The organism is Nocardia africana NBRC 100379 (assembly GCF_001612635.1).
GTDB lineage: Bacteria > Actinomycetota > Actinomycetes > Mycobacteriales > Mycobacteriaceae > Nocardia > Nocardia africana.
Window position 1 is genome coordinate 357,701 of sequence record NZ_BDAV01000006.1, and the last position, 14,378, is coordinate 372,078.

At 67.1% G+C, this 14,378-nt stretch carries 13 protein-coding genes; 3 read left to right on the forward strand and 10 right to left on the reverse strand.

What is annotated here, in order from left to right; genetic code table 11:
* Positions 1-20: 20 nt before the first annotated feature.
* The 3 genes from NA3_RS09820 to ctaD form a co-directional block, all read right to left on the reverse strand.
* Positions 21-812 carry a peptidyl-tRNA hydrolase gene (locus tag NA3_RS09820; protein WP_062963240.1) on the reverse strand — a complete coding sequence of 264 codons (792 nt, stop codon included), beginning with the start codon at positions 810-812 and terminating at the stop codon, positions 21-23.
* Complete coding sequence (gene serB, locus NA3_RS09825; RefSeq protein WP_227995335.1) at positions 812-2,065, reverse strand: phosphoserine phosphatase SerB; 1,254 nt, start codon at positions 2,063-2,065, stop codon at positions 812-814. The genes NA3_RS09820 and serB overlap by 1 nt, the downstream gene beginning before the upstream one ends.
* A gap of 219 nt (positions 2,066-2,284) precedes the next feature.
* Complete coding sequence (ctaD, locus tag NA3_RS09830) at positions 2,285-4,021, reverse strand: aa3-type cytochrome oxidase subunit I (RefSeq protein WP_062963242.1); 1,737 nt, start codon at positions 4,019-4,021, stop codon at positions 2,285-2,287.
* 199 nt (positions 4,022-4,220) lie between these two features.
* Between ctaD and NA3_RS09835 the strand changes: the two genes are divergently transcribed.
* The gene (locus NA3_RS09835; RefSeq protein ID WP_062963243.1) at positions 4,221-5,297 is read left to right on the forward strand and encodes an ABC transporter substrate-binding protein; all 1,077 of its coding nucleotides are present in this window, start codon (positions 4,221-4,223) and stop codon (positions 5,295-5,297) included.
* Between the two features lie 30 nt (positions 5,298-5,327).
* On the opposite strand, the gene NA3_RS38020 is transcribed toward NA3_RS09835, so the two are convergent.
* A complete protein-coding gene (locus NA3_RS38020; RefSeq protein WP_063917400.1) occupies positions 5,328-5,828 on the reverse strand; it encodes a hypothetical protein in 501 nt (166 codons plus the stop codon).
* Positions 5,829-5,917: 89 nt separating this feature from the next.
* On the opposite strand from NA3_RS38020, the gene NA3_RS09845 reads away from it, so the two are divergent.
* Positions 5,918-6,487, forward strand: coding sequence for a P-loop nucleotide/nucleoside kinase family protein (locus tag NA3_RS09845; protein ID WP_167354976.1), 570 nt, complete (start codon positions 5,918-5,920; stop codon positions 6,485-6,487).
* A gap of 181 nt (positions 6,488-6,668) precedes the next feature.
* Here NA3_RS09845 and NA3_RS09850 read toward each other — a convergent pair whose 3' ends face one another.
* Positions 6,669-7,043, reverse strand: coding sequence for a VOC family protein (locus NA3_RS09850; RefSeq protein WP_062963245.1), 375 nt, complete (start codon positions 7,041-7,043; stop codon positions 6,669-6,671).
* Positions 7,044-7,100: 57 nt separating this feature from the next.
* On the opposite strand from NA3_RS09850, the gene NA3_RS09855 reads away from it, so the two are divergent.
* The gene (locus NA3_RS09855; protein ID WP_062963246.1) at positions 7,101-7,547 is read left to right on the forward strand and encodes a MarR family winged helix-turn-helix transcriptional regulator; all 447 of its coding nucleotides are present in this window, start codon (positions 7,101-7,103) and stop codon (positions 7,545-7,547) included.
* Positions 7,548-7,644: 97 nt separating this feature from the next.
* On the opposite strand, the gene nrdF is transcribed toward NA3_RS09855, so the two are convergent.
* The 5 genes from nrdF to nrdI all read right to left on the reverse strand — a co-directional run bounded on the left by nrdF (position 7,645) and on the right by nrdI (position 14,359).
* Positions 7,645-8,607 carry a class 1b ribonucleoside-diphosphate reductase subunit beta gene (gene nrdF / locus NA3_RS09860; protein WP_030515669.1) on the reverse strand — a complete coding sequence of 321 codons (963 nt, stop codon included), beginning with the start codon at positions 8,605-8,607 and terminating at the stop codon, positions 7,645-7,647.
* Between the two features lie 346 nt (positions 8,608-8,953).
* Entirely contained in the window at positions 8,954-9,622 is a 669-nt protein-coding gene (locus tag NA3_RS09865; RefSeq protein ID WP_062963577.1) for an alpha/beta fold hydrolase, read from the reverse strand.
* A gap of 306 nt (positions 9,623-9,928) precedes the next feature.
* On the reverse strand, positions 9,929-11,359 hold the full coding sequence (gene mgtE / locus NA3_RS09870) for a magnesium transporter (protein ID WP_084491414.1): 1,431 nt from the start codon (positions 11,357-11,359) through the stop codon (positions 9,929-9,931).
* Positions 11,360-11,714: 355 nt separating this feature from the next.
* Positions 11,715-13,796, reverse strand: a complete 2,082-nt coding sequence (gene nrdE, locus NA3_RS09875; protein WP_233427289.1) for a class 1b ribonucleoside-diphosphate reductase subunit alpha — start codon at positions 13,794-13,796, stop codon at positions 11,715-11,717.
* A gap of 59 nt (positions 13,797-13,855) precedes the next feature.
* Complete coding sequence (gene nrdI / locus NA3_RS09880) at positions 13,856-14,359, reverse strand: class Ib ribonucleoside-diphosphate reductase assembly flavoprotein NrdI (protein WP_062963248.1); 504 nt, start codon at positions 14,357-14,359, stop codon at positions 13,856-13,858.
* Between the last annotated feature and the right edge of the window lie 19 nt (positions 14,360-14,378).

Here is a 14,378-nt window from a genome sequence, read left to right on the forward strand (position 1 = left end):
ATTCCGCACGTTTGAGCACCTTACGGTGCTACCGCGATCACCGTCATCGACCCCGGTGCGACTTCGGTGAAGCCGGCATCGCGGACGGCGGCGACCGTCTCCGGTCCAGCGCCGCCGTTCACCCGCGCACACAGCCGGGCCCAGTGCTGCGGCTCCGCATCCCGGACGGCGCAGCGGTATCCACGCCGAGCCCAGGCGAAGGCCCGGTCCACCGAGAGTGCACCGGCCAGCAACATACTCGCGTGACCGACCTGCGCCGCCGCCTTGCCGACGGTCATGCCCAGGCCCGAATTCACCCACAGCACAGGCAGTTCCGGATCAGGCGGGCCGGGTTCGTCGTGGTCCAGGTCGGTGCCGCCGATCTGCAGTTTGCGGATGCGCGCGTCGATGTCGCCGACCGGGCCGGGTACGAGGGCGCGCGCCTGAGCACCGTCCACCTCGATCGTGACGCCGTCGACGTCGTTGGCCGAGACCCACTGGGCTCCCCGGGCCCGGCGCGCCACCTTCCGGATCCGCGACCGCTTCCACGCGAGATAGCGCGACTCCCACTCGCCACCGGGGCCCACGCGAGGGTCCAGGCACAGCGCCACGGCCGCCGCCGCGGCCGCCTCCAGCACCGCACTGCGCAGCGGCGGTTCGGCTTTCGGAATGTGCAGGACCATCTGCATCGCCTGCACCTGCGCGGGATCGTCGGGATCGCCACCGCCCCCGTAGCCACGCGCCAATTCCGCATGCCGGGCGCGGAAACCGGAATCCAGCACGAGCGGCGGTGCGGCGGCGGGGCCGGGCGCGTCGATCTCGGGTTCGGTCATCAGCTCAGCGGCACCCGGCGCAGCAGACCGTCGCGGGCGTCCGCGGCCTCGACCTCGTCGCGGGTGACCCCGAGGATGAACAACACCGCGTCCAGGAACGGATGCGACAACGCGGTATCGGCGACCTCCCGCAGCGCGGGCTTGGCCTGGAAGGCGATACCCAGTCCGGCGGCGTTGAGCATGTCGATGTCGTTGGCGCCGTCGCCGACCGCGACGGTCTGTTCCATCGGCACACCGGCCTCGGCCGCGAAACGCCGCAGCGCCACCGCCTTTCCGGGCCGGTCGACGATCTCGCCGATGACCTGACCGGTGAGCTTGCCGTCGACCACCTCGAGAGTGTTGGCGTGCACGAAATCCAGTTCCAGCTCGTGCGCCAGCGGTTCGATGACCTGACGGAATCCGCCGGAGACCACGCCGCAGCGGAATCCGAGCCGGCGCAACGTGCGAATGGTGGTCCGCGCGCCGGGGGTCAGTTCGATCCGCTCGGCGACCTGATCGATCACCGTCTCGTCCAATCCGGTGAGAGTGGCGACACGCTGGCGCAACGATTCGGCGAAGTCGATCTCCCCGCGCATCGCGGCCTCGGTGACCTTGCGGACCTCCTCCTCGACACCGGCGTGCGCGGCCAGCATCTCGATCACCTCACCCTGGATCAGGGTGGAGTCGACGTCGAAGACGATGAGCCGCTTGGCCCGCCGGGCCAGCCCCGCGCGCTCGACGGCGACGTCGACCTTCTCCTTCGCGGCGACCTCGGCCAGCGCCGTGCGCAGGCGGGTCTCGGCCAGCGCGTCCTCGGTGGCCGGTGCGGTGACCATCAGCTCGAGGCCGGTCACCGGATAGTCGGCGATGCCGCGGATGGAGTCGATGTTGACCTCCTGGGCGGCCAGCGTGCGCGCGATGGTACTGAACGCGCGAGCGGTCACCGGGCTGCCGAGCACCACCACGGCGTGTGTGGACAGCGGCGCCCCGGAGACCGAATTGGCGCCGATCTCGACGTCGACCTGCATGCCGACCGTCGCCATCGCGTCCTCGAGCTGATCCTGCAGATCCTCCGGATCGCCCGGACTCGTCACCAGCACTCCGAGGGTCAGCCGGCCCCGGATCACGACCTGCTCCACGTCCAGCAGGCTCACGCCGTGCCGGGACAGCGCCGCCAGCAGCACCGAGGTCACGCCCGGTTTGTCGGGCCCGGTGACCGTGATCAGCACCGTCGTCTCGGTGGCAGTGCCACGATCGGACTCGGACGTGCCCACGCGCAACTCCATCTCTTCGTCACAGCTCCACTAGCGCGGCGATCGCGGTCCGCGACGGCCAGCAGACATTCTCTCAGGTCGGGTGCGGTCACCGGCGCGCACCGGTCGCCGGAGTCGGCGCCGCACCCCCGACCCGGCGCGGCACCCCGAAACGCCGAACGCGACGGCCGTCGCACTGGACGGCCGCCGCGCCGGGACTGCTCTCTTCGATGCGGGGTACTAGCTCGACACCTTCTCGAGCTCGGCCACGTGATGGGACTTCGAGCCCCAGCCCACGTGCGCCTCGGCCCGCATGCGCTCCACCATGTGCGGGTAGTGCAGCTCGAACGCCGGACGCTCGGACCGGATCCGCGGCAGCTCGTAGAAGTTGTGCCGCGGCGGCGGGCAGGTGGTGGCCCACTCCAGCGAGTTGCCGTAGCCCCACGGATCGTCCACGGTCACGACCTCGCCGTAGCGGTAGCTCTTGAAGACGTTCCAGATGAACGGCAGCGTCGAGGCACCGAGGATGAAGGCGCCGATCGTGGAGACGGTGTTCAGGGCGGTGAAACCGTCGGTCGGCAGGTAGTCCGCGTAACGACGCGGCATGCCCTCGTTACCCAGCCAGTGCTGCACCAGGAAGGTGGTGTGGAAGCCGACCATGGTCGCCCAGAAGTGCCACTTCGCCAGGCGCTCGTCCAGCATGCGGCCGGTCATCTTCGGGAACCAGAAGTAGATACCGGCGAAGGTGGCGAACACGATGGTGCCGAAGAGCACGTAGTGGAAGTGCGCGACCACGAAGTAGGTGTCGGACACGTGGAAGTCCAGCGGCGGGCTGGCCAGGATGACGCCCGACAGACCACCGAAGAGGAACGTGACCAGGAAGCCGACCGAGAACAACATCGGTGATTCGAAGGTCAGCTGCCCCTTCCACATGGTGCCGATCCAGTTGAAGAACTTCACACCGGTCGGGACCGCGATCAGGAAGGTCATGAACGAGAAGTACGGCAGCAGCACCGCGCCGGTGGCGTACATGTGGTGCGCCCACACCGCGATCGACAGCGCCGCGATGCCCAGGGTCGCGTAGACCAGGGTGGTGTAACCGAAGATCGGCTTACGGCTGAAGACCGGGAAGATCTCGGACACGATGCCGAAGAACGGCAGCGCGATGATGTACACCTCGGGGTGGCCGAAGTACCAGAACAGGTGCTGGTAGAGCAGCGAACCGCCGGTGGCCGGGTCGTAGATGTGGCCGCCCAGGTGCCGGTCGTAGGCCAGCGCCATCAGCGCGGCGGTCAGCAGCGGGAAGGCCAGCAGGATCAGAACGCTGGTGACGGCGATGTTCCAGGTGAAGATCGGCATCCGGAACAGGGTCATACCGGGGCAGCGCAGGCAGACGACGGTGGTCAGCATGTTGACGCCACCGAGGATGGTGCCCAGACCGGAGACGGCCAGACCCAGAATCCACAGGTCGCCGCCGACACCCGGGGAGTGCACGATGTCCGACAGCGGGGTGTAGGCGGTCCAGCCGAAGTCGGCGGCACCACCGGGGGTGATGAAGCCCGCGGTCGCCATGGTCGCGCCGAACAGGTACAGCCAGTAGCTGAACGCGTTCAGACGCGGGAAGGCAACGTCGGGCGCACCGATCTGCAGCGGCAGCACGATGTTGGCGAAGCCGAACACGATCGCGGTCGCATAGAACAGCAGCATGATCGTGCCGTGCATGGTGAACAGCTGGTTGAACTGCTCCGGCGACAGGAACTGCAGACCCGGACGAGCGAGCTCACCACGCATCAGCAGGGCCATCAGGCCGCCGATCATGAAGAACGACATCGCGGTCACGAGGTACATCACACCGAGGACCTTCGGGTCCGTGGTGGTGACGGCCTTGTAGATGAACGAACCCTTCGGGCCCAGTCGTGCCGGATACGGCCGTGTCGCTTCCAGCTTGGGGACTGGCTGGGGCTCTACAGCAGTCACTGATCCTCCTGAAGGTGTGCCTTCTGCTCGTTTCGCACGCTCGTGCGTTCCGGCGCATGACGAAACGACGGTGGCTTGCGCTAGAGGCATCGTAAACCGTGGCGTCGCAGGCGTCCGACGGGGTCCTACTCTGTGTCGTATTCGCGGTGCGGACGGTGCCGCAACGATCCTGCACACGGGCGCATGTACCCTACGCTGCATGCCGGTGAGCGAACGCGTCTCCACCCGAAAGCCCAAGACCCGCAAGCGCACCAGTGCGCGCCGGCTCTCGCTCGGCGGTGCGGCCGTCGGCGCGGTGGTCGCCCTGGTCACCGGGTGCGGCACCGGGGGCGACGACGCGGCGAGTTCGATCGTCCGGACCACCACGAACATCGCGGGCGCGAGCGTGGTCGGCATCGAGCGCGACACCACCCACGCCTGCGCCCTGCCCAGCGCCCCCGATCAGGCGTCGGGCACCCGCACGGTGGCCGGCACCCAGGTGCCCGCGGATCCGAAACGCATTGTCGTCCTGGATACCGCGGCGCTGGACGCGGTCTGCGCGGTCGGCCTGTGGGAGCGGGTCGTCGGCGCGACCACACAGCCCGGCCCGGCGCCGCAGCCGAACTACCTGGGCACCGGCGTGCTGAAGATTTCGAGCGTGGGCGCCTCCGGGGCGGTCGACCCGGCGAAAATCTCCGCGCTGCAACCGGATCTGATCCTGGGCGCCGCGGGTGACGGGGATCTCGCCGCGCTGCGCGGGATCGCCCCGACCGTACTGGTCGACCACCACGGCTGGCAGGACGATTTCACCGCCTACACCGACGCCCTGGGCCGCGGTTCGGCCGGCGCGAAGGCGCTCGCGGACTACCGCACGGACGCGCGCGAAACCGGGGCCTCGATCGCCGCCAACTTCTCGCAAGCATCGGTGATCCGCTTCTCCCCCAAGGATATTCAGGTCCAGGGCGCCGATTCGTTCGCCGGGCAGGTGCTCGCCGACGCCGGCGTGCAGCGCCCCGGCCCCCAGCGCGATCGCTCGTTCACGGTGGACAGCCTCGCCACCGAGAGCGATCGCAACAAGATCGAGGGCGACATCGTCTATCTGATGTTCGACGGCCCCGACGGTAAGAGCCATGGCGAATCAGTAATGAAGGGCGATGACTGGAAGGCGCTGGGCGCCGTCTCCGACAAGCGCGATTTCGCCGTCGAGGACGACCTCTGGCACGGTTCCGGGCTCACCGCCGCGCGGGCGATCCTCGACGACCTGCGCAAGACCCTCAACGGGTACGTGACGGACTGATCCGGTGCGCGCGGCGGGCGTCGCACCGGTTCATCGACCGTCCGCTTCGCCCGTCCGTCTCTCGATACGCGACGACGTGCTCGATCGGCCCGTCGGTGGACGGCGTGGATCGTCGACGGCCGCGCGGGGGCGTAGCGCGTAGGCGGGCACCAACTGGTCGGTGAGATGCAGCGGCGCCCTTCCGTCCGCGTAACAGACCGAGAAATTCACCCGGCCCAGCCACTCGCCACTGAACGAGGGCACCCAGCGCGTCAACGTCCCCGGCCGCTCCCCCGTCATATCCAGCCCCGCCCCGTTGACGTGCCGAGGCGTGCCCGGATCCCGGATGAGAATCGCGTCCAACCGCACCCACACCGGTTTCGGCGGCTGCACGAGCACCCGGTAGTAATAGCCGGCCTCGTTCGGATACTGCAGCTGCGGTTCGGTCCCCTCGGTCCGAGGAACACCGCCCGGAAGCCGTCGCGGCGCCCGGCCGGAGAACCCATCGCCCGTCCCCTCCGACGACACACCCTCACCGGCACTCGAACACATATTCGAATAATACCGAGCGGTCGGCCCGATCGGCACCCGCCCCACCGCATCCGGGCCGTACCTGGTCCGGGCCCGTCATGATGGGACGGGTGGGCAGACTTCTCGTGCTGGTGAACGGTCTTCCGGGCGCCGGGAAATCGACCGTCGGACAGGCGTTGGCGCGGGTCCTGGGCGCCCGATTCCTCTCGAAGGACGCGGTCAAGGCGGCGTTGGCGGCCTGCGTCGACGACCCCGCCGGTCTCCCGGATCTGGGCGGTGTGGCGATGGACGCGGTTTGGTCGCTGGCGCGAACCAGCCCCACCTCGGTCGTCATCGATTCCTGGTGGTTCGCACCACGCGACCGGGAATTCGCCCGCGCCGGTATCGAGAAGGTGGGCGCCGACCGGGCCGTCGAAGTCTGGTGCGACGTGCCGGCACATGTCGCGAGGGACCGCTACACACGGCGGCGCCGTCCCGGCTTCTTCCACGACAACGAGCGCCTGAGCACGCACTGGGACCTCTGGGCGGACCAGGCGACGCCCTTGCGACTCGTCCCGCTCGTCGTCGTAGACACGACCGTCCCGGTCGACTACACCGATCTGAGCGAACGAATCGAGCGGGCCACCGACGATACGCAGCCCGATACGGCATCGAATCTCTTTCCAGCCCAGCGCACTTGACCGAATCCAGCTTTCGGCAGCGCCCTGCGCCCGCCCCGAGCCCTCGGCGCGGACAACATCGGAGCGCTTGCGCACAGCGCCTCGGCCTCGACTACCGGCCGTTGCCGCCCCCCACATCCGGAGCACTTGCTGCCGCGAGCCCATGAGTGCGACACCGCGGCCCCCCGGAACGTCGCCCACCTCAGGCGCGGTCGTGGATGGTGACGGCATATCCGTCGAGGTCGGCGAAGGTGAAGGTTCGACCGAAGGGGCCGTCCGCGGGTGCGGCGAGAATCGAGACTCCGGCGCGGGCCAGCTGATCATGCAGGTGCTGCGCGTCGCCTGCGTGCAGCCACAGCGCGACGCCGGCGCCCGGGCGTGGCGCGACGGCATCGAGGTCGAGGCCCGGCAACGGCGTCCGTACCGCGAAAGACACTGGGGCGGTGTCGAATACAACCGCACCCGGCGGGCTCGCCGGAGCGCGGCGCAATCCGAGGTGCGTCTCGTAGAACGCGGCCGCCGCCTCCACATCACGTACTTGCAGGGCGATGAAGTCCGGTCCGGTGACAGTGGACATGGGGTTCCTCCTTCTATGTCAGGGTTCTGACATAGAAGAGTATGTCAGAATCCTGACATGCCGCAAGAGCAAGTGGATCTCGATTCGTCCGTGGGTTATGCCCTCAAACAGGCCGCCGCGGCCCTGCGCGGCGCGATGGATGCCGCCCTGCGGCCGTTGGGCCTGAGCGTGCCGCAATACGCATGCCTCGAACTGCTGGGCCAGCGACCCGGGCTGTCCGCCGCGGAACTGGCTCGCGGCGCGTTCGTCACCCGCCAGTCCATGCATACGGTGCTGCAAGGACTCGAGGATCGCGGCCTCCTGGCCCGCCCGTCCGCCGCACCACGCGGGCGGGCCTTACCGACTCGGCTCACCGACGAGGGCGCCCGCCTGCTCGCACGCGCCAGTCACGTCGTCGCCGAGGTCGAAGGCCGAATGATCGCGGCCCTGCCCGCAGGCAACGCCGAACGCCTGCACCGAGACCTGACCACGTGCGCGGAAGCTCTCGATCCGACGAAGCACTGAGCGGATCCTTCGGCCAGGGTCGGCCGGAGCCTCCAGATACACGAAACCCGGACGTACGCACTGCGATACGCCCGGGTTCGTCACGCGGGAGCGAAACTCAGAACTCCCAGTCCTCGTCTTCGGTGTTGACCGCCTTGCCGATGACGTAGCTGGAACCGGAGCCGGAGAAGAAGTCGTGGTTCTCGTCGGCGTTCGGGGACAGCGCCGACAGGATGGCCGGGTTGACGTCGGTCTCGTCGCGCGGGAACAGACCCTCGTAGCCGAGGTTCATCAGCGCCTTGTTGGCGTTGTAGCGCAGGAACTTCTTGACGTCCTCGGTGAGGCCGACCTCGTCGTAGAGGTCCTGGGTGTATTCGACCTCGTTCTCGTACAGCTCGAACAGCAGCTCGAAGGTGTAGTTCTTGAGTTCGTCGCGCTCGGGCTGAGTGAGGTCCTCGAGGCCCTTCTGATACTTGTAGCCGATGTAGTAGCCGTGCACGGCCTCGTCGCGGATGATCAGGCGGATCAGGTCGGCGGTGTTGGTGAGCTTGGCGCGCGAGGACCAGTACATCGGCAGGTAGAAGCCGGAGTAGAACAGGAAGCTCTCCAGCAGCGTGGAGGCCACCTTGCGCTTGAGCGGCTCGTCGCCCCGGTAGTACTCGAGCACGATCTCGGCCTTGCGCTGCAAGTTCGGGTTCTCCTCCGACCAGCGGAAGGCGTCGTCGATCTCGCGGGTGGAGCACAGCGTGGAGAAGATGGAGCTGTAGCTCTTGGCGTGCACCGACTCCATGAACGCGATGTTGGTCAGCACCGCCTCTTCGTGGGGGGTGCGCGCATCCGGAATCAGGCTCACCGCGCCGACCGTGCCCTGAATGGTGTCCAGCAGGGTCAGACCCGTGAACACGCGCATGGTCAACTGCTTCTCGTGCGCGTTCAGCGTGTTCCACGACGGAATGTCGTTGGACACCGGAACCTTCTCCGGCAACCAGAAGTTGCCGACGAGCCGGTCCCAGACCTCGGCATCCTTCTCGTCGGGCACCCGATTCCAGTTGATCGCAGACACTCGATCGATCAGCTTCACGCCCGCTCACTCACCCTTCTGACGTCGCCGGTCATTGTACGCTCGGACACTACTCCTAGTGGGCCTCGGCTCGGCACAGCACAAGGGCTTGTGTCTCCCACGTCCTGGGCAAATGCGTTCCGGGGTGGGAAGTTCCACACCGCGGCCGGGTGCGAATGACGAGCGCGCGACGCACAGGCTACTGCCGCCGCCGCGATCGCAGCAAAGATGCCGAAAGTTTGCCCTCGCGTTCCACCGCCCGGACGTGCCGGTGGCGTGCACTAATCGTGCAAACCTCGTCGGCTTCAGCGGTTTTCTCGCATTTTCGCGGAGGTTTGCACGAAAAGTTCGCCCGGACGGGCCGCCCTCACTCGCTCAGCAGCAGTTCGGCGACGGCCTCCGGGGCCTCGTGCATGGCGTCGTGGCCGGTGGGGAGGTCGTGGACCAGCCACTCGGGGTCGGCTAGCAGGCGGGCGCGCAGGTCGGCGAAGGGCGTGCGGTCCTCCCAGCCCGAGCAGTAGACGAACTCCCGGCGCGGGACTCGGGCGAACGCGCCGGTGAGCCGGATCGTTTGCATGAAGGACGCGAGGGGGTGGGGACGGCGGCGGGGGTCGCCGGTGCCCGGCGGGCGGACGGAGTACCCGGTGGTCGCGGCACCAGCGGCGAATACCTGCCGGAAATGGTCGTTCGTTGCCGACCAGCACGATTCGCCGTCACGGGGGACGTACGCGTCGAGATGCACCAGGCGGGAGATCCGGCCGCCGGCGCGGTCGGCGGCAGCGGCGATCACCATCCCGCCGTAACTGTGCCCGACCAGCGTCACACCGGTGAGGTGGGCCCGATCGAGGAATCGCACGACGTCGTCGGCGTGGGTGTCGAGGTCGGCCGTCGCGACCGTCGCGGCGTCGTCGTCCGGCCGCAGACCGGTCAGGGTCAGGGCGTGGACGGTATGACCGGCACGTTCCAGCAGCGGCACCACCGCCTCGAACGACCAGGAGCCCTTCCAACCGCCGGGCACCAAAAGGTATGTCCCCATGTGCTTTTCCTTCTCTCCAGCCGCGGCCTCGAGGCACACCGCCTCGATCACTTCGGGTGGAGACAGTCTCACCGGCGGCGAGTGTGGCCTGCTACCGATGGAAAGCCAGGTGATACCCGATGGCCGCCAAGATCGACCGGGCCGCGAACGGTGCACCGTAAAGCATTGCCGCAGAACCAGTTTCGCGATGTTTCCGCCGCTCTCCGACATCGCTCGTGCGACCATGCCGACGGCGACGGGTACCCGCCCGCGAGGCATCGTGGACGGCTGCCGGCGACAGCGGACTACATGGTCGGCGGTCCCGATTCAGATCCCCAGTACGAGCTTCGCCGTCGTGAAGTAGATGATCAGCCCGGTCGCATCGACCAAGGTTGTCACCATGGGCGCGGAGATCACCGCCGGGTCGATGCGCAATTTCTTGGCCAGCAACGGCATCGTGCCGCCGATGGTCGCGGCCCAGCCACAGATGATCACCAGGGTGATGCCGACGACCAGCGCGATCTGCGCGCCGACGAACGCCGCGCCGATGACCATGCCGACCACCGCCAGCATCGATCCGAGCACCAAACCGACCCGGCATTCGCGCCAGATGACCTTCAGCAGATCCGATACCCGCACCTCGCCGACGGCCAATGCCCGCACGCACGAGGTCGCCGCCTGCGCACCGGCATTGCCGCCCGCGCCGATCAGCAGCGGAATGAACAGCGCCAGATGCGCGGCCTGTGCCAGCGTCGCCTCGAACGCGTCGGTCACCGTGACCGTCAAGGTGGCCGCGACCAGCAGCAACAGCAACCACATCGCGCGGTAGCGGGCCAACTGGAACACACCGGCGGCCATGTAGTGCCCGGTCCACGGGCTGGCGCCGGCCTGCCGCGCCACATCCTCACTGTCGGCGGCCTCGATGACCTCCACCGCGTCGTCGATGGTCAGCAGCCCGACCAGCCGATCCTCACTGTCGACGACCGGAAGGTTGATCAGGTTGGTCTCACGCATGAGCCGCGCGGCCTTCTCCGCGGCGTCGGTCGCGCGGGCGAAAACCGGTGCGGTGACGACGAGTTCGGTCAGCATCGTCTCCGGATCGCTGAGAACCAGTTCACGCATCTCGACCACGCCGGTGAGCCGGCGACCGCCGTCCACCACGGGCAACGTGTACACGGTCTCCGCGTGCGCGCCCTTGGCGCGAACCACCCGCAGCGCCTGCCCGACGGTCAGATCACGATGCAGCGCAACGACTTCCGGGGTCATGTAGCGACCGGCCGAACCCTCGGGATAGCCGAGCAGCGCCGCGGTCATCCGCCGTTCGCGCGGGCTCAGCCCGGCCAGCACCTTCTTGGCGACCGTGGCGGGGGCCTCGCGCAGCATCCGGGCGCGGTCGTCGGGGTCCATCCCTTCCACCAGGTCCCGGAAGCTCTGATCCCGCATGCCGGACAGGATCTGCTGCTGGTCCACCGGCTCGAGCTCCTCGAACACCGCCAGCGCCCGGTCCTTGTCCAGCAGCCGGAACGCGATGCCGGCGTGCACGGCGTCCATGCGGGCGAGTTCGTCGGCGATCCGGTGCGGTGCGTGGTCGTCCAGCCAGGTCAGCGCGGCGTCGACGCGGCGGTCGTCGATGAGGTCGCGGAGCGAGACGTGGTCCGAATGCTGTTCGGCGCCGGCGGTTTCGGCGGCACACGTTTCGGTGGCCGGGCGGCCGTCATCCGGGCGTGCGGGCGCGGCAAAGAACAGATCGGTCGACATGACAGAACCTCGGCATACTGCGAGTGGGTACGGGATCACGGATCACACCGCGAGGCACCGACCTCGCTACCGAAAGCTCTACCGGCAGAACAGGAGGACGGTGCCGCGCGGCCTTCGACTCGGGGGTTCGCTACGCACAGCCACCCACCTCCTCATTGCCAGCACTCCACCGTCAGAGAATTTCGGATGCCATCCCGGCATCCCGATGACCCGCACCGTCGCCTGGCCACCGCCCGGGCGCACAGCGCCCGCATGCAGGTTACACCTCCGATTGCCGCCGCGCCGAACCACGACACTCGGCACGCGCCGTCGGACGGGCGCCCCGGCCGGAACCGGGACGCCCGTTGGGCAACCGTCACAACATGCAGCTGACGCAGCCCTCCACCTCGGTGCCCTCCAACGCCATTTGGCGGATGCGGATGTAGTAGAGGGTCTTGATTCCCTTGCGCCAGGCGTAGATCTGGGCCTTGTTGACGTCGCGGGTGGTGGCGCTGTCCTTGAAGAACAGGGTCAGCGACAGGCCCTGGTCCACGTGCTGGGTGGCCGCTGCGTAGGTGTCGATGATCTTCTCGTAGCCGATGTCGTAGGCGTCGGCGAAGTAGTCGAGATTGTCGTTGGTCAGGTAGGGGGCCGGGTAGTAGACGCGGCCGATCTTGCCTTCCTTGCGGATCTCGATCTTCGACGCCACCGGGTGAATCGAGCTGGTGGAGTGGTTGATGTAGGAGATCGATCCGGTCGGTGGCACCGCCTGCAGATTCTGGTTGTAGATGCCGTGCTCCATGACCGAGGCCTTCAGCTCGCGCCAGTCCTCCTGGGTCGGGATGTGCACGCCCGCTTCGGCGAAGATATCCCGCACGCGGTCGGTCTTCGGCTCCCATACCTGTTCGGTGTACTTGTCGAAGTATTCGCCGCTGGCGTACTTGGACTCCGGGAAGCCGCCGAAGGCCTTGCCGCGCTCGATGGCGAGCTTGTTGGAGGCCCGCACCGCGTGGTAGGCGACGGTATAGAAGTAGATGTTGGTGAAGTCCACACCTTCTTCGGACCCGTAGTGGACCCGCTCGCGCGCCAGATACCCGTGCAGGTTCATCTGGCCCAGGCCGATCGCGTGGGATTCGTTGTTGCCCTGTTCGATCGAGGGCACCGAGTAGATGTGGGTCTGATCCGAGACCGCGGTGAGCGCCCGGATCGCGACCTCGATGGTCTTCCCGAAATCCGGTGAGTCCATGGCCTTGGCGATGTTGAGCGAGCCCAGGTTGCAGGAGATGTCCTTGCCGACCTTCGCGTAGGACAGGTCGTCGTTGAACACCGACGGGGTGGAGACCTGCAGGATCTCCGAGCACAGGTTGGAGTGGGTGATCTTGCCCTTGATCGGGTTGGCCCGGTTCACCGTGTCCTCGAACATGATGTAGGGGTAACCGGATTCGAACTGCAGCTCGGCGATGGTCTGGAAGAACTCGCGCGCGTTGATCTTCGACTTGCGAATGCGCTTGTCGTCGACCATCTCGTAGTACTTCTCGGTGACGTTGATGTCGGCGAACGGCAGGCCGTAGATCCGCTCGACGTCATAGGGCGAGAACAGGTACATGTCCTCGTTCTTCTTCGCCAGTTCGAAGGTGATGTCGGGGATCACCACGCCCAGCGAGAGCGTCTTGATACGGATCTTCTCGTCCGCGTTCTCCCGCTTGGTGTCGAGGAAGCGGTAGATGTCGGGATGGTGCGCGTGCAGGTACACCGCGCCCGCGCCCTGACGCGCGCCGAGCTGATTGGCGTAGGAGAAGGAGTCCTCGAGCAGCTTCATGATGGGGATGACGCCGGAGGACTGGTTCTCGATCTTCTTGATCGGCGCGCCGTGCTCGCGAATGTTGCTGAGCAGCAGCGCGACTCCGCCGCCACGCTTGGACAGCTGCAGTGCCGAGTTGATGGAGCGCCCGATCGACTCCATGTTGTCCTCGATGCGCAGCAGGAAGCAGGAGACCGGTTCGCCGCGCTGCTTCTTGCCCGAGTTCAGGAAGGTCGGGGTGGCCGGCTGGAAGCGGCCGTCGATGATCTCCTCGACCAGCTGCTGGGCCAGGATCTCGTCCCCGGCGGCCAGGGTCAGCGCGACCATGCAGACCCGGTCCTCGAAGCGCTCCAGATAGCGCTTCCCGTCGAAGGTCTTGAGCGTGTAGGACGTGTAGTACTTGAAGGCGCCGAGGAAGGTGGGGAACCGGAACTTCTTGGCGTAGGCCTGCTGGAACAGCTTCTTGACGAACGCGCGGCTGTACTGGTCGAGAACCTCGGGCTCGTAATAGTTCTCCTCCACGAGGTAGTCGAGCTTCTCGTCGAGGTTGTGGAAGAAGACGGTGTTCTGGTTGACATGCTGCAGGAAGTACTGCCGGGCGGCGGCGACATCCTTGTCGAACTGGATCTCACCGTTGGGTCCGTACAGATTCAGCATCGCGTTGAGCGCGTGGTAGTCCAGGCCCTCGGTCGAGGTCTCGGTGCTGACCGGGCGCTCTAGGCGGGCCGTCTTTCCGGCCGGTGCTGTTGTCGTTGCCAAAACAATCCCAATCCCTCTCGGACGCGCTCGACGTCCTCGGCGGTTCCCATCAGTTCGAAGCGATACAGGTACGGCACCCCGCATTTGCGCGAGATGACCTCTCCCGCATAGCAATACGTATCGCCGAAGTTCGTGTTGCCGGCCGCGATCACCCCGCGCAACAGCGCACGATTATGCGGATCGTTGAGAAATTTCGCCACCTGCCTGGGGACGAACTCCTTGTCCGAACGACCGGCTGCCCCCTCGCCGCGCTGCGCGTCGAACACGTGCCGGCCGCCACCGTAGGTGGGGCAGATCAGCACATAGGGCGTGTCGACGCGCAGCGAATCGGCGGTGTGGAGCGGAATGCGAACGGCCGGCAAACCCAGCCGTTCGACGAAGCGGTGCGTGTTCTCCGACGCGCTCGAGAAGTAGACCAGAGCGGGCGTCGATTGGGCTCCTTCCCCGGACAACCCAGCCATCCCACTCCCCCTTACTCTG